The following is a 15,559-nucleotide window of genomic DNA, read 5'->3' as shown; positions in this document are numbered from 1 at the left end:
CCCCATCCGCCGCATGTCCAGGACCGGCGCCTTGCTTGCGATGCCCTTCGAAACGCTCGAGCCCGCCGAGCTTATCGCGAAAGATGCGCTCGGTTCCATGGTGAGGCAAGGGCAATCAGGGGGCGGTTCCGGATTACCTCATCGCAGATAGTGAATATGCGGCCGGGAGTGGTGAGGAGAGGCTTCGACCCTTGCCTCAACGGCAAAGACAGTTCTTAGCAAGTCTTCTGTCAGCACGGCTTCTGGGGTGCCGGAAGCGACGATCCTGCCTTGCTGCATGATGATCAACTGATCGCAGAACATGGCGGCATGATTGAGATCGTGAAGGGCGATGATGCTGGTGACAGGCAGGCCGGCAACCAGGCGCATCAGGCTGATCTGATGCTGGATATCGAGATGGTTGGTCGGCTCGTCGAGGATCAGTTCCTTCGGCGACTGTGCCAAAGCTCGTGCGATATGGGTGCGCTGCTTTTCGCCACCCGACAGGCTCTGCCATCGGTCGTTGCGTTTCTCTCTCATGCCGGCGCGTGCGAGAGCATCTTCGACCGCCTCGTCATCTGCCGACGTCCAGCCTGAGAACATCGAGCGATGTGGAAACCGGCCGAGCTTTACGACATCGATAACCCTAAGATTGGCGTTGGTGGTGCTATGCTGCTCGACGAAGGCGACGCGCCTTGCGATCGAACGGCGGGACATCCGCTGCAGATCCTTCTGTTCGAGGATGATGCGACCGGAATTCGGCCGTTTCAAGCCGGCAAGCAGACGGAGGAGCGAGGTCTTGCCGGAGCCGTTCGGTCCAAGCAGGCCGAGCATCTTGCCCGCGGGCGCCTCGAACGAGACCCCGTCGAGTACGGTCTTTGTGCCGATTTTCCAGATGATGTTGTCGGCCTTGATGCTCATGATGCGCGCTGGAACCGGTAGAGAATGATGGAGAAGAAGGGAACGCCCACCAGCGCCGTGACGACTCCGATCGGCAGAACCTGCTGAGGGATGAGGGCGCGCGAGGCGATGTCTGCCAGCACCATGAACATCGCTCCGATGATGGCGCAGGCCGGCAGCAGCCGGATGTGGAGTGGGCCGACGAAAAAACGGGCCGCGTGCGGTACGACGAGACCGACAAAACCGATCGATCCGACCATGCTGACGATCGTTGCCGTCATCATCGCGGTCAGCGCGAAGAGCCCGATCCGCGCCCGCCCGACATTGACGCCGAGGGACGATGCGGCCTCGTCGCCAAAGGCGAACGCATCCAGCACGCGCGCATAGAGCAGGCAAGCCGCGAGCCCGAAACCGACAATGGTCGCGACCAGCATGAATTCCGGCCAGCGGACGCCACCGAAACTGCCGAGCAGCCAGAACATCACATCGCGCGCCTGCTGCGCGTTTCCCGATGTCGTCACGATATAGGATGTCGCAGCATTGAACAGCTGGGAGGCGGCGACACCGGCAAGGATCGTACGGTCGGCGCCGCCTCGCGTGCCGTTCGAAAGCAGAGCGACGAAGAAGAAGGCCGCGAACGCGCCGGCAAAGGCACCCGCCGAAAGGGAAATCGCGCCCGCGCCGATATTGAGTATGACGATCGCGACTGCGCCGGTGGAAGCACCCGCCGAGATGCCGAGCACATAGGGTTCGGCAAGCGGGTTGCGAAGGAGCGACTGCATGATCGCGCCCGAGAGCGCCAGGCCCGCTCCGCAGAAAGCGGCCACCAGCGCCCGGCTGAGTCGATAGTCCCAGATCACCGTTTCGTGGATGCGGTTAAGTTCGATCCCCGTCCATCCCAGCCTGTTGGTGATGGCGTAGAAGGTCGTCGAAAGCGGGATCGGCAGGTCGCCGATGCCGACGCTGACACCGATCGTCAGGCTGATCGCCGCGAGAGAGGCAAAAAGCAGCAGGCCGATGACGGCGAGCTGCCTCAGGATTCGATAGGTGTCGGTCACTTCAGAAGACCAAGCGCCTTCAGTTGCTGGGCGACCTGCTCGGCGCCATAGATCGTCCGGATGGTCGGGTTCATGGCCTGGCCGTCCATGACGACGATCGCCTTGTTCTTGACCGCGGCTAGCTGGCTGACGGCAGGATCGGTGGTCAGAAACTTGATCTTGGCTTCCGGCTTGTCGAGCTCCCAGCGATTGCGGTCAAGGCTGGCGACGACGATGACGTCCGGATTGGCGGCTATGATGCTTTCCCAGCCAAGCGTCGGCCACTCCGCTTCGGTGGTAATGGCATTGCGACCGCCAAGCAGGTCGGCGATATAACCCGAGGGGCTGTTTTTGCCGCCGACATAGGCATCTGCGGATGGCGACGGGCTGGAGAACCAGAAGACATAGGAGAGCTTTTTGCCATCCTTCAGCGTATTTGCGCGCAGTGCCTCTTCCCGCTTTTTGAAATCCGCGATCAGTGCCTGGCCCTTGTCGCTGACATCGAAAATCTGCGAGAGTTCGTCGATTTCCTGGTAGAGCGAGCTCATATTCCAGATCTGGCTACGGGCGGCATTGCCGTATTTGTCCTGCGAGGCGCCCTGAGCCGGGCAGATACTGGGGGAAATATAGGTGGGAATATTGAGCTTTTCGAAGTCGTCGCGCTTTGCCACCTTGCTGCTCGGTCCCATCAGGGTCGGCAGGGCGGCGGTGACGAAGTCAGGATTTTCCGAGAGGATCGATTCAAAGGTCGGGAACTCGACCGTCAGCAGCTTGACATTGGAATTGGCTTCCGCAAGCTGCGGCAGAACCTTGTTGGGCCAGAAAGCGGTGCCGACCATTTTGTTTTCGAGGCCGAGCAGGAGAAGAATTTCGGCGCTATTCTGGCCGAGCCCAATCGCGCGTTCCGGAGCCTTCTGAAACGTGACCTTGACGCCGCAATTATCGATGGTCAGCGGATAGCTGGTCGAAGCGGCAGAAGCTGTTGCTGCGGCAAAGCCGAGGGTCGCACAAAGAGCTGAAACGGCCAAAACTGATTTCAATATGGTCACGAAAATATCCTGATGACTGTTGTCGACGAGATCGAACGAAGGCGCGGGCGCGATATAGCCGCGTCATCGGGTCAAAACAAGAGCAAAAAAGTCATATTATTTTATGCGACGCGCGTTTGTAAACTTTGCCCGCCATGCATTCTCGGGAGAAGACATACTTCTCATCGGTCTCGATCTACTATGTTAGTTTCACGCCGGGCTCTGGAAAAAGGAAAGACGCGACTATTCCTGCTTCTCTAGCCTTTTCAGGGATTCTTGCGCAGTCGCTAGTCCCTGGTCGGACGCCTTACGGAACCATTTGATTGCCTCGGCCCGATCCCGCGCAACTCCATGGCCCATTGCATACATGTTGCCGAGATTGCCTTGGGCCACATCCAGGCCCTTGTCGGCGGCTTTTTTATACCAGGCGATCGCTTGACCGTAATCCTGCGGAACGCCCAGACCTTGATCGTATAAGAGACCGAGAGCGTACTGGGCCGTGGCAAAATCCTGATCGGCGGCGCGGCGATACCAAATCAACGCTTGCGCATAGTCCTGGGGAACGCCTTGGCCGCTTTCGTAGCTGTATCCCAGATTGTACTGGGCAACGGCGAGCCCTTGCTCGGCTGCTTTACGGCCCCAAATCACAGCTTGCGCATAGTCTTGCGGAACACCTTGGCCGACGGCATAGAGATCGCTAAGGCTGCTTTGCGCTTCCGCCCAACCTTGATCCGCTGCCTTGCGGATATAGGTGGCAGCGAGGGCGGAATCGCGATCGACACCTAAACCGGACAGATAAAGCCCAGCGAGCTTATATTGCGCGGCCGCTGCTCCTTGGTCGGCAAGCGGTTTCCAGTAGCGCAGCGCGGCGGCGTAGTTGCCGCTATCATAGGCGGCCTGTCCTTCCTCGATCGCAGATCTGTCGGAAAGCTGCGATTTGGCTGTCGCGGAATTGGTACCGGGTCCTGGCGGAGCAACAGCGGATGCAGACATGGCTTGGCTGTTCCAGTTCGGCAGCTCGGGCAGATTCGCCGGCAGGTCCTCGCGCCACACATGGCTCATTGCAGTAATCTTTATACCGCCACTTTCCGCAGCAACTGTTTCTGTCACTTCAAGCGTCGAGCCGTCGCGCAGGGACACGATGAATGCCATCGTCACGTTTTTGCTGGCAATTCTGGCGGCAGCCAATTGCTCGCCACTAAGCTGCTTGGCCTTTTCACCAAAGCTTGCGATCACTCCCTCGACGGCTGATGCCTGCGATTGTTGAAACGCCGCATTGTCATAAGTTTTTTTGAGGCTAAAAGTGGCTGTTTGATTGGCCAAATCCGCGGCTTCGAGCTTCCATTCGATGTTGATGGGAACAGGCATCCCACGTGAATATTCCACCGTCGACGCCGTTCCCGTTTGGCCAACATCGTATGTCGCGGCGTCTTTCTCCTGTAGGGTGGCGAGCAGCTCCGCTTCCGGTGCGAGGTTATGAATAACCAGCAGCGGATTGCTTTTTATACTGTCAATAATATTTGTAAGGCTGCTTTGCGGTGCGACAGCAAGGCCGTCTGGTCCAACTGCGGCCGCATTCTGTATGTTGCGGAGGATCGCGTCGAATCCGACGAGTTTACTCGGGAAGCCGTTCGACCCCGCCTCATATTCCAGTTGCCGGATACCATAGGCTGACAATGAGTTTCCGTAGAGGGCGTTCATTGCGTAGGAATCGACGGCGCCTTCGGCACCTTGCGGCAGATCCGCGCTGAGCGACCAGCGAACCTGCATGCTATTCGTATTGCGCGAGACGACCGTCATACGCTGACGGAAATCGCCACGTATGATCGCGGCCGGCTTATCGAACCATAACGACATGTCGGTGGAGGTGGTCTTGCGAGAGCGATAGACGTATTCGACGCCCGTTTTGGGGGCGTATCCTGGAATCGTCACGCTATCGGCAGCGCGAGCAGTCTCCATACAAACCAAAAGGCAGAGGAGAAAAAGCAGGCTCTTCTGCAAGCTGTCCATTTTTTATTGTTCCCATTCTTCAACCAGATTGGCGCAAGCGGAAATATCCAAAAAGCGGCCGCGGCCAGAATGCCGGCGCAACCGTTTTTCGATTTCCTGCGCGTTTCCGACCCGGCGACCGATCGCGAATTGATGAACGGCGACGGCCCCGTTCTGCATCATTTACTCAAGGTTGCGACATCTGCCAATATGGCGACGATACAACCGCGCCGTCCGCAAATTATTTCAATCTGAGAAGGTGCCGAGGTGACGACAGGAAAACGGTCATTGCCCAGCCGAAATGGCATCGATGAGGGTGGCGAAATCCGATCTCGCGCCTATTTCAACAGTCGGGAAATGGAGAGCAGGAGGATGAGAACAATGGCAAAGAACACGATTTGTCTGTGGTACGACAAGGACGCAGAGGCCGCCGCCAATTTTTATGTCGAGACTTTTCCAGATAGCGCCATGGGTGCCGTCATTCGCGCGCCGGGAAACTATCCGGAGGGCAAGCAGGGCGATGTGCTGGTCGTCGAGTTCACGGTCGCGGGTGTTTCCTGCGTCGGCTTGAATGGAGGGCCGGTGTTCAAGCACAACGAAGCCTTTTCATTTCAGATCTACACCGAGGACCAGGAAGAGACGGATCGCTATTGGAACGCCATTGTCGGCAATGGCGGCCAGGAAAGCGAATGCGGCTGGTGCAAGGACAGATGGGGTGTCTCCTGGCAGATCACGCCGCGTGTTCTGATGGAAGCGCTGCGCGAGGGCGGCGATCCGGCAAAGCGAGCTTTCGACGCGATGATGACCATGAGGAAGATCGATGTGGCCGCGATCGAAGCGGCACGCCGAGGCTGACGCGCGAGGCCCTTCTCCAATGCATCTTTTATCTAGGACGTCGATGCCGCGGCAATTTGGGAAGTCGGCAGCGTCGACGCCATGATTGCTTTTATTCCAGACTCCTTTAAATATGGCTTCAGGAATATGCAGCCGGCTGTTGTGGATCGGATATCAGCAACTTATCCTTGATCAAGTGTAGCGGCGGCCGTTGGCGTTTGACTGGTGAGGTTTGCAGAGGATGGCCGCACGAAACGCCGCCAGCTGGAATCATTGCAAGGTCGGTGTCGTCTTCAGCGGGCGAAATCCATTGCTGCGTGACAGGCGCAGCAGCCAAGGAATTTGGCTGATCGAACCTGTCAGCCTTGATAAAGGCTACTTTCCATACAGAGATTGGCCGCAGGCTACCATATGCTTGCGACTGCCTCGGCGCCGGCGGGTTTCGGATAGAGTTGCCGCGAAATCCCGTTGCGCCGACACCAATAGAATTTTTCCCGACCTGTTTCCGAAGAGTAGAGCTGACACTCATGATAAAACGCATGATCATCATGCTGATCGTCATAGGCCTGATCCTTGGCGGGATCTTCGGCTTCCAGGCATTCAAGAACCGCATGATTGCGGCCTACCTGGCTAATCTCAAGTCGCCACCGCAGACCGTCTCGACAATCACCGCGGCAGCGAGCCCATGGCAGACGACGCTGCAATCGATCGGCAGCTTCAATGCCGTCGAAGGCGCCAATCTTTCGGCGCAGGTCCAGGGCATCGTCCAGAAGATCGGCTTCGAAGACGGCCAGGACGTCAAGAAGGGCGATCTCATCGTGCAGCTTCTTGCCGATCAGCAGATCGCGACACTCGAACAATACAAGGCGACGATGGCCAATGCGCAGATCGCCTATGATCGCGATTCCAGGCTGATCAAGGCGAACACCATCGCGCAAAGCCAGGTCGACAGCGATCTGGCGACATGGAAGGCGGCGCAGGCGCAGGTCGCGTCGCAGCAGGCATTGATCGATCAATATTCGATCCGCGCGCCCTTCGACGGCCATCTCGGCATCAGGCTGGTCAGCCTCGGCCAGTATCTGTCCGCTGGAACCGCAGTCGTCACCTTGCAGTCGCTCGATCCGATCCAGTTCGATTTTTCCATGCCGCAGCAGGCTCTGTCACAGCTGAAGGTCGGCCAAGCTGTAACGGCGACGGTCGATGCCTATGGGAACCAGACTTTCGACGGCAAGATCACGGCGATCAGCCCGCTCGTCGATACGCAGAGCCGCAACATTACTATCCGGGCAACTTTCCCCAATGCCGATCGCAAGCTGCTGCCGGGCATGTTCGGCAACATAACGGTGGTGGTCGGAGAGCCGAAGGAATACATCTCCCTGCCGCAGACAGCCGTCACCATCAATCCTTACGGCAATGTCGTCTACGTGGTGACCGACAAGGGCAACGGGGCGGATGGCAAGCCGCAGCTCGTCGCCAATCAGAAGTTCGTCAGCACCGGGCAGGCACGGGGTGATCAGATCTCCGTGACCAAGGGCTTGAATGCCGGCGAAGTGGTGGTCACGTCAGGCCAACTGAAACTTAACAACGGCTCGCCTGTCATCATCAACAACGAAGTGCAGCCGTCGAACGATCCCAATGCGAACCCGGCGAACCCCAACTGAGGTGTGGCGATGAATATCACCGATATCTTCATCAAGCGCCCCGTTCTTGCTCTCGTGGTCAGCGCGTTGATTATCGTGATCGGCTACCAGTCGTTCCGCTCGCTCACCGTGCGTCAGTATCCGCAGACCCAGAACGCTGTCGTCACGGTGACGACCACCTATCCCGGCGCGGCGCCCGACGTCATTGCCGGCTTTATCACGACGCCGCTTGAAAACGCCATCGCGCAGGCCAACGGCATCGATTACATGACCTCGACGAGCACCAGCGGCACGTCGACGATCACCGTCAACCTGCGGCTCAACTACAGCGCCGATGCGGCGATGACCGAAATCAACGCCAAGGTGTCCTCCGTTCTCAATCAACTGCCCACGGGAACGCAGCAGCCGATCATGACGGTTTCCATCGGCCAGTCGATCGACGCCATGTATATCGGCTTCCGCAGCGACGTTCTCGCCAGTAACCAGATCACCGATTATCTGACGCGCGTCGTCCAGCCCAAATTGCAGGCGGTCAACGGCGTTCAGACGGCCGAAATCCTCGGCGCGCGAACGTTCGCTTTGAGAGCCTGGCTGCAGCCGGACAAGCTTGCCGCCTATGGCCTGTCGGCCGGCGATGTCTGGACCGCGCTCAGCACCAACAACTATATCTCCGGCATCGGTACCACGCGCGGCCAGATGACACAGACGGTGCTGACGGCGAAGACCGACCTGCATTCGACGGATGAATTCAAGGAAATGGTGGTCAAGCAGATCGGCAGCACGATCGTGCGGCTGAAGGATGTCGCGACCGTTGCGCTCGGATCCCAGAACCCCGACGTCCAGATCGGTTTCGATGGGCAGGACGGTGTGTTCATGGGCATCCAGATCGCCCCGACCGCCAACCTGCTCGACGTGATCGCGGGTGTGCGCGCAGTCTTTCCAAGCATCCAGCAGCAATTGCCGCAGGGGCTCGAAGGCTACATCGTCTATGATTCCAGCACTTTCGTTACCACCTCCATCGATGAGGTCGTGAAGAGCCTGGTCGAAGCTCTCGTGATCGTCATTTTCGTGGTCTTCGCCTTTCTCGGTTCGCCGCGATCCGTCGCCATTCCCGTCGTCGCCATCCCTCTGTCGCTGATTGGCACGTTCGCGATGATGCTGATCTTTGGCTTCTCGATCAATCTTTTGACGTTGCTCGCCCTGGTTCTGGCGATCGGCCTCGTCGTCGATGACGCCATCATTGTGGTCGAGAACGTCAACCGCCACATCGAAGAGGGATCGACGCCGATGAGGGCGGCGCTGGACGCGGCGCATGAACTCGTCGGGCCGATCCTCGCCATGACGGTGGTGCTGATCGCCGTCTACGTGCCGATCGGTTTCCAGGGCGGCCTCACGGGCGCATTGTTTACGGAATTCGCCTTCACGCTGGTCGGCGCCGTTACCGTATCCATGATCATTGCGCTGACGCTGACGCCGATGATGTGCTCGCGCATCCTGAAGCCGCATCTGACCGATCGCAGCGGCTGGGAAGAGCGTATTTCCGACTTCATCGATCGCCGCTTTTCGGAAATTCATCGGCCCTATGTGCGCATGCTGCACGGCAGCCTGAACACTGTGCCTGTGGCGCTGGTCTTTGCCGTCATCGTGCTTGGCAGCATCTATTTTCTTTATACCAGCGCCAAGACCGAGCTGGCGCCCAACGAAGACCAGGGCTTCCTGGCCGCGCAGGTGACGAACCCTCCCAATGCAACGCTTCAGCAAAAACTGCTCAATTCCGACCAGGTCACCAAGATCTTCCGCAGTTTCCCCGAAACCGACAAGACGCTGCAGGTCGAGGTGCCGGGCACGTCCTTCCAGGGCATGGTGCTGAAGCCCTGGGACCAGCGGGCGAGAACGGCGGACCAGCTGCAGCCGCTGGTACAGGCGGATCTGGCAAAGATTGCCGGCGGACAGTCCGTGGTCTTCCAGATACCGCCGCTGCCGGGCGCCAGCGGCCTGCCCGTGCAATTCGCGATCGGCAGCACCAGCGGATTCGAACAGCTCAACGAGGTCTCCACCGCCTTCCTGCAGGAAGCGCAGAAATCCGGCGAGTTCATCTTCCTGACGAAGGATCTCTACGTCGATAACCCGCAATATTCGATCCAGATCGACCGCAGCAAGGCCTCGGCGCTCGGCCTGTCCATGAACAATGTCGGCTCGGCGTTGGCCTCCATGCTCGGCGGCGGCTATGTCAACTACTTCAGTATCGACAACCGCTCGTATCAGGTCATCCCGCAGGTCGAGCAGCGGTCGCGCCAGACCATCGATCAGATCATGGACTATCCGATCGCAAACGTGAACGGCAACAAGATCCCGCTTTCGGCGATCGCGACGGCGAAACTTCAGGCCACGCCGCGCTCGGTTGCGCACTTCCAGCAATTGAACTCGGCCACGATCTCCGGCGTGCCGGCGCCCGGTGTTGCCGTCGGCGATGCGCTCAACACGCTGAAGTCGATTGCGGCGCGGACATTGCCGCAGGGCTACTCGGTCGACTATGGCGGACAGTCGCGTCAATATGTGCAGGAATCGAGCGGCATGGCGACGACTTTCGCGCTCGCCCTGATCATTGTATTCTTGGCGCTTTCGGCGCAGTTCAACAGCTTCCGAGACCCGTTCATCATCCTCGTGTCCGTGCCGATGTCGATCGCAGGCGCGCTCGCCTTCATCAGCCTCGGCGTCGGCGGCGCGTCGATGAATATCTATACGCAGGTCGGGTTGGTGACATTGATGGGGTTGATCAGCAAGCACGGCATTCTGATCGTCGAGGTGGCAAACACGCTGCAGGCCGAAGGAAAGACCAAGCGCGAGGCGATCGAAGGCGCTTGCGCCATCCGCTTGCGGCCGATCCTGATGACGACGGGCGCCATGGTTCTCGGCGTCGTGCCGCTGATCCTGGCGACCGGAGCAGGAGCTGTCGCGCGCTTCAACATGGGCCTGGTGATCGCCGCCGGTCTCGCCATCGGAACGCTGTTCACGCTCTTCGTCGTGCCGGCGGTCTATATGCTGCTCGCCGCCGATCATCACAAGAAGGATGCACCGGAAACAGAAGCAGAACCGGCTCCCGCGCATTGAGTGGGGGCTAGTCAAGATGGGTAACGAGGCTATCGTGCCGGCTGTCGGTCTTCAGGCGAGGGAGGCGATCCTTACGCGGGGATCGCCATATTGAGTTCTGCCTGACGTCCGAGATGCGTCATCCAGTCGACGAAATCGGGCCGGCTCTTGATCTGGCGACCGTAATGGCGGGCAAGCGCGGCCGTCAGATCGCCCTTTCGGCCGAGCTGTTCGTCGGCAAATCCGATCATCTGGGAATTCGGCCAGGCCTGCGGACGGATGGCGACCAGACGAGCAAACAGGCTCTCACCGGGCTCATCAGGGTTTGCTTGCGCCATCAAGGACAGCATGGCGGCGGTCGAGCGCGATACGCCCATGTGGCAATGCACCAGCAGATGACTCGAAGCCCCGGGATATTGTCGCGCCTGAAACTCGGAGCCGAATTTCAGGATGGCTTCGACATGCTCCGGCCGGGGCATGACCCGCCCCGGAGCCGTCGCGATGATATCGTGAAAACGAAGCGTCGTGCGATGATGCTCGGCATAGGAGTGGAAGACATCGAGCTCGGGATATTCCGGATCGAGGAGGGAAAGCACATGGGTGACGTTTCGCGCGCATTGATCGGGCAACTCCTCAATGCCACAAACCGTGAGTTCTGGAGAGAAAAGCACGCTCATTGTGATATCCTTCAAACCGGCTGGCGATTCCGCGGCGCTTCGATACGATATAGCGCCATCGCTCTGAAGTGAAAATGCTTTTCCCCCCTGTTGCCGCGAAATGGCGCGGCAAGCCGTCCGCGCAGGCTAGGTCCTTGAAAACAAGACGACCCGCGTTTTGATCCCTTCTTCGTCCATCTCCAGGATACGATAGCCGAATGTCCCCGTATCGGCCGTGAGACGTTCGGATTGCTTGACGATCTGATAAGAGACCGCTGGCGAGACATATTGCGTGATGTTTGCCTCCCGGGCTTCGTCGATCATGTGGTAGTGACCGCAGAACAGGGATATCCGGCAATTCACGCCGATCAGAAGCGATCTGACCTCGTCCCGATCGCGCAGGGCTGCCCCGGTTCGATCTATCGGCGTGTCGAGCGGCAGGATCGGATGATGCAGGAAGATCGCAGCCTGCCTCACACCTTCGAGTTCGCGGGCGAGCCACCGGCGCTGGCCGTCGCCGACGACGTTGTCGGACGTATCGAGGAAAATCCGTTTCAGATGCGGATCTTGCTGCGAGTAGCAAAGTTTCCCAGCCATGGTAGCGCCGCTCATGTCGTGGTACGGCGCGACATCGCCGTAGGTATCGTGATTGCCGAGAATGAGCGACACATCGAAGGCATGGGCGCGCAGATGCTCGAAAAAGCCGCCGACCGAGCACGCGGTGCCGATATCGCCGCCGAAGACGATCTTGGAAATGCCCCGGCGGGCGATATCGCCGAGGACCAGGCGCAGATGCTGTTCGTGCTGTCGCGGCGTATTCTCATAGCCCATTTTGTCGCCGGCAATTTCGGCCTTGGTGATCAGCTTATGGCCGAGATGGGTGTCGGTGAAAAAGGCGAGGATGGTCTTTGTCATGGGTTGGTTCCGCGGCAATTGCTTGAGCGGTCAGTCTAGGACGGCAATCTGCCCCAATGTTTCGACATGTGTCGAAGCATGCGAACTATTTCGATGTTATGATGCAGCCTAATGTGGAGAGGCCTAGACATGACGACCCAGCCGAACATAGCAGCCGTTGCCTTTCTGATTGCCGATCCCGCGCGGGCGGCCATATTGTCGGCGCTCCTCGATGGTCGGGCGCGGCCAGCCGGCGAGCTCGCCCATGCGGCCGGCGTGACGGCACAGACGACCAGTTCGCATCTCGGCAAATTATTGGCCGGCGAGCTGCTGGCCGTGGAAGCCGAGGGGCGGCATCGATATTACCGTCTCGCCGGTTCCCATGTCGCGCTGGCGCTCGAGACCCTCGCCTCCATCGGTCCGGCGCAATCCGTGCGAAGAAAGCCGTTGACCCGGGATGTGCGGAAGCTTCGGTTCGCGCGTTGCTGCTATGATCATCTGGCCGGCCGCGTGGGGATCGCCCTAACCCATGGATTGGTGGAGCAGGGGTTCCTTGTCGCGGCCGAAAAGAAGCGGTTCGAACTCACGCCTGATGGTGCGAAGTGGTTCGACCGCATGGGCATGAACACGGCCAGCACCATGGGCTTGCCCGGCAATGCCTCGATTGGACGGAGAGAGAACATCATCTTGCTGGACCGCTTGGCGTTCATTTGACCAACCTCCTCTTCGCGAAGGGTTGCATACGGCGGGTGCCTTCGTCCCGGGCCGTTGACGTCACGCCGAAAGGTTGGAAGGTGTTGAAGGAGCATTTCGGCATTCACGAGCAAGCCTTGCTCTGACGGGCACTCTCCCGCATTGACTTCATTTCGACAATGGATGATTTTGGTACGCCATATTATGGTATCCGAAGATCGAGGGTGTGGAAATGAATGACGATGCGCATGGCGCCGCGATTCGCGTGGAGCGTCCGACGAAGACGTTGCGGGAGCTCGCCCTCGACAAGGTGCGAGAGGCGATCATCAACGGCTATTTCCGCCCGGGCGACCGCCTGGTCGAACGCGATCTTTGCGCTCAGCTGGGCGTCAGCCGCACGATCGTGCGAGAGGTGCTGCGCCATCTCGAATCCGAAGGCCTCGTCGCCAACCTTCCGAACAAGGGGCCGATCGTCGCGCAGCTCAACCATGACGAAGCCAAGCAGATCTACGAGATCCGCGCCGCGCTCGAAGGGATGGCGGCACGGCTTTGCGCCGAGCAGAACAACCCCGCGATCGCGGATGCCCTGGACAAGTCGCTCGAGGACATAAGGCATAGCTACCGCGAGAAGGACATGGCCGGCGTGCTCGCCCACACATCGTCCTTCTATCAGACGCTGTTCAGCATGGTCGACCGCCATGTGGCCTGGGGCGTCGTCAACCTTCTGACCGTGCGCATCAATCACCTGCGCTCCATGACGATCAAGACGCAAGATCGCGATGTTCAAGGGCCTGCGCAGATGGCGCGTATCGTCGATGCTATCAGGCGCGGTGACGGCGACGGCGCCTATCAAGCCGCGATGGATCATGTTGCCAGCGCAAGCGCCATCGCCCAGGCCGTGCTTTCCGGACGGCAGCCGATCGATTGATTTCCCAAGAAGGCCATGAAGATGACGGCTTCCTCTTCCTTTCTTGGCTTCCCGGACCGTCTCGATGACGGTCGTACGCCGCGTGTGGTGATCTTCGGGGCGGGTCACGGCAGTACCTATCCCGGCAGGGACAGCAGCGGTCATGCCTTGTCGGCGGAAGCCATCCGGGACGCCAGCCAGGATGACGCCGGCTTGGTCGATCACTGGGATTTCGATCTCGGCGGCCCGTTGTTCGCTGGTAAGCCCGCTTGCTGCGTCGACGTCGGAAACGTCGAGACTGTCATGCACGACAATGCCGGCAACCGCGATCGGATCGAGGCGAGGACGCGCGGCGTGCTTGCATCGCCGGCCATTCCGATCCTGCTTGGCGGCGATTGTTCCGTCACGATCCCCTTCATCGCCGGCTTTGCGGATGAGGGGCCGGTCTGGATCTTGCAGATCGATGCCCATATCGACTGGCGCGACACGCTGCATGGCGAGCGCTACGGCTATTCAAGCCCGATGCGGCGGGCAAGCGAGATGTCGCATGTCGCCGGAATGGTGCAGGTCGGCCTGCGTGGCGTCGGCAGCGCTCGTCCTTCAGATATCGAGACAGCGCAACGTTATGGCAGCCGCTTTGTCACGGCCCGCGAGATCCATGCCCAAGGGGTCGAGGCTGCTCTTCGGCACATTCCGGAGGGCGCTCGGGTCGTTGTCACCCTGGATTGCGACAGCATCGATCCCGGCATCATGCCGGGCGTGGCGGCTCGCACGCCCGGCGGCCTCACCTATACGCAGATCATCGACCTGATCGCCGGCCTCGACCGGCGGGCTGACATCGCGGGTTTTAATCTGGTGGAGCTCTATCCTCCCGCCGATATCGACGGCCTTTCGGCCCTGACCGCCGCGCGCATTGTCGTCAATGTGATCGGTGCCATCATCCGCCAGGGCTAACGCCCGCGAAAATCTCGCCATGTGACGAGCCGGCTTGTGCCAAGGCGGATGATGTAGGAAGCCGTCACGCCTCATCAAATTGTCGTTTGCCTGGCGGAGCGGGTTGACACTGCTATCCCTTCGGTGTGACGGTATACCATAATAACGAATACGGAAGCGGAACATCGGCGGCTTAAGATCCGCGACGACAAGCATCGCTTTCGCGGGCATTTGCCTCTACCCCTTCATAAGCTACTGATATAGCTGATTATTTCTGACCGCGACAGGTTTTTTAGTCCGGTCGTTCAAAGCTGCTTGACAGCGGCGTATTATGGCATACCATCATATGTAATCCTAGATGAGAGCGAGCCATGAGCCTTCAGATCCGAAAAACCGTCCTGCAGATCGAAACGACGCTTGTTGAAGGGGGCAGGGCGGCGGCCACGCCGTTGAAGCTCTTCTCGGCATGCGCGATCGTCAAAAACCCTTGGGCTGGTCGTGGCTTCGTCGCGGACCTGAAACCTGAGATTCATGCCGCAGCACCCGTTCTCGGCGAACTGCTCACCAAGATGATCATCGATGCGGTGGGATCGGGCGAGGCCGTCGAGGCTTACGGCAAATCCGCCGTCGTCGGTCTCGATGGCGAGATCGAGCATGCATCCGCGCTGATCCACACTCTTCGCTTCGGCAATCATTATCGCCATGCCGTCGGTGCCAAATCCTATCTCGCCTTCTGCAACACGCGCGGACCGGCCAATGCGCCGATCATGATCCCGCTCATGGACAAGAATGATGAAGGTCGCCGCTCGCATTATCTGACAATCCAGACGTCGATACCGGATGCACCGGCCGCCGACGAAATCGTCATTGCGCTTGGTGCCTCGATCGGTGGTCGGCCGCATCATCGCATCGGCGATCGCTATCAGGATCTTAAGGATCTGGGACAGGACGTCTCCAATCCGGCCGGCGTTTAAGAGAT

15 protein-coding genes are annotated in these 15,559 nt (G+C 59.4%); 8 read left to right on the top strand and 7 right to left on the bottom strand.

The annotated features are described in order from the left end of the window. Positions 1–138: 138 nt before the first annotated feature. The 4 genes from AC13QY_RS05830 to AC13QY_RS05815 all read right to left on the bottom strand — a co-directional run bounded on the left by AC13QY_RS05830 (position 139) and on the right by AC13QY_RS05815 (position 4,954). Positions 139–900 carry an ABC transporter ATP-binding protein gene (locus AC13QY_RS05830; protein WP_488492875.1) on the bottom strand — a complete coding sequence of 254 codons (762 nt, stop codon included), beginning with the start codon at positions 898–900 and terminating at the stop codon, positions 139–141. After that, positions 897–1,937 carry a FecCD family ABC transporter permease gene (locus AC13QY_RS05825; RefSeq protein ID WP_488492874.1) on the bottom strand — a complete coding sequence of 347 codons (1,041 nt, stop codon included), beginning with the start codon at positions 1,935–1,937 and terminating at the stop codon, positions 897–899. Before AC13QY_RS05825 ends, AC13QY_RS05830 begins: the two co-directional genes overlap by 4 nt. After that, on the bottom strand, positions 1,934–2,965 hold the full coding sequence (locus AC13QY_RS05820; protein WP_488492873.1) for an ABC transporter substrate-binding protein: 1,032 nt from the start codon (positions 2,963–2,965) through the stop codon (positions 1,934–1,936). Before AC13QY_RS05820 ends, AC13QY_RS05825 begins: the two co-directional genes overlap by 4 nt. A gap of 222 nt (positions 2,966–3,187) precedes the next feature. Then, positions 3,188–4,954 carry a tetratricopeptide repeat protein gene (locus tag AC13QY_RS05815; RefSeq protein ID WP_488492872.1) on the bottom strand — a complete coding sequence of 589 codons (1,767 nt, stop codon included), beginning with the start codon at positions 4,952–4,954 and terminating at the stop codon, positions 3,188–3,190. A gap of 6 nt (positions 4,955–4,960) precedes the next feature. Between AC13QY_RS05815 and AC13QY_RS05810 the strand changes: the two genes are divergently transcribed. Together AC13QY_RS05810 and AC13QY_RS05805 are read left to right on the top strand one after the other, a co-directional pair. Then, on the top strand, positions 4,961–5,188 hold the full coding sequence (locus AC13QY_RS05810; RefSeq protein WP_488492871.1) for a hypothetical protein: 228 nt from the start codon (positions 4,961–4,963) through the stop codon (positions 5,186–5,188). 126 nt (positions 5,189–5,314) lie between these two features. After that, the gene (locus AC13QY_RS05805; RefSeq protein ID WP_106997186.1) at positions 5,315–5,788 is read left to right on the top strand and encodes a VOC family protein; all 474 of its coding nucleotides are present in this window, start codon (positions 5,315–5,317) and stop codon (positions 5,786–5,788) included. 118 nt (positions 5,789–5,906) lie between these two features. Here the strand turns inward: AC13QY_RS05805 and AC13QY_RS05800 are convergent, their stop codons facing one another. Beyond that, positions 5,907–6,329, bottom strand: a complete 423-nt coding sequence (locus AC13QY_RS05800; protein ID WP_488492870.1) for a hypothetical protein — start codon at positions 6,327–6,329, stop codon at positions 5,907–5,909. Between AC13QY_RS05800 and AC13QY_RS05795 the strand changes: the two genes are divergently transcribed. Continuing rightward, on the top strand, positions 6,307–7,428 hold the full coding sequence (locus AC13QY_RS05795) for an efflux RND transporter periplasmic adaptor subunit (protein ID WP_488492869.1): 1,122 nt from the start codon (positions 6,307–6,309) through the stop codon (positions 7,426–7,428). The two genes, AC13QY_RS05800 and AC13QY_RS05795, sit on opposite strands and share 23 nt — an antisense overlap. Before the next feature lie 9 nt (positions 7,429–7,437). Further along, entirely contained in the window at positions 7,438–10,518 is a 3,081-nt protein-coding gene (locus tag AC13QY_RS05790) for an efflux RND transporter permease subunit (RefSeq protein ID WP_488492868.1), read from the top strand. Positions 10,519–10,589: 71 nt separating this feature from the next. Here the strand turns inward: AC13QY_RS05790 and AC13QY_RS05785 are convergent, their stop codons facing one another. Further along, a complete protein-coding gene (locus AC13QY_RS05785) occupies positions 10,590–11,174 on the bottom strand; it encodes a tyrosine phosphatase family protein (protein ID WP_368518742.1) in 585 nt (194 codons plus the stop codon). Between the two features lie 126 nt (positions 11,175–11,300). Next, positions 11,301–12,068, bottom strand: coding sequence for a metallophosphoesterase family protein (locus tag AC13QY_RS05780; protein ID WP_488492867.1), 768 nt, complete (start codon positions 12,066–12,068; stop codon positions 11,301–11,303). A gap of 129 nt (positions 12,069–12,197) precedes the next feature. Here AC13QY_RS05780 and AC13QY_RS05775 point away from each other — a divergent pair, with 129 nt between their 5' ends. The 4 genes from AC13QY_RS05775 (at position 12,198) to AC13QY_RS05760 (ending at position 15,554) form a co-directional block, all read left to right on the top strand. Continuing rightward, positions 12,198–12,761, top strand: a complete 564-nt coding sequence (locus AC13QY_RS05775) for an ArsR/SmtB family transcription factor (RefSeq protein ID WP_488492866.1) — start codon at positions 12,198–12,200, stop codon at positions 12,759–12,761. 211 nt (positions 12,762–12,972) lie between these two features. Then, the gene (locus AC13QY_RS05770) at positions 12,973–13,668 is read left to right on the top strand and encodes a GntR family transcriptional regulator (protein ID WP_113333378.1); all 696 of its coding nucleotides are present in this window, start codon (positions 12,973–12,975) and stop codon (positions 13,666–13,668) included. Positions 13,669–13,689: 21 nt separating this feature from the next. Further along, positions 13,690–14,601 (top strand): agmatinase, encoded by a 912-nt coding sequence (locus AC13QY_RS05765; RefSeq protein ID WP_113333400.1) that lies wholly within the window; start codon positions 13,690–13,692, stop codon positions 14,599–14,601. A 350-nt stretch (positions 14,602–14,951) separates the two neighbouring features. Next, positions 14,952–15,554, top strand: coding sequence for an amino acid synthesis family protein (locus AC13QY_RS05760; RefSeq protein ID WP_112723890.1), 603 nt, complete (start codon positions 14,952–14,954; stop codon positions 15,552–15,554). Positions 15,555–15,559 lie beyond the last annotated feature (5 nt).

The sequence above is a fragment of the Martinezella sp. CNPSo 3795 genome (genome assembly GCF_057784475.1).
The sequence above is the reverse complement of the archived record's forward strand: the minus strand, read 5'-3'. Positions and strand labels throughout refer to the sequence as shown.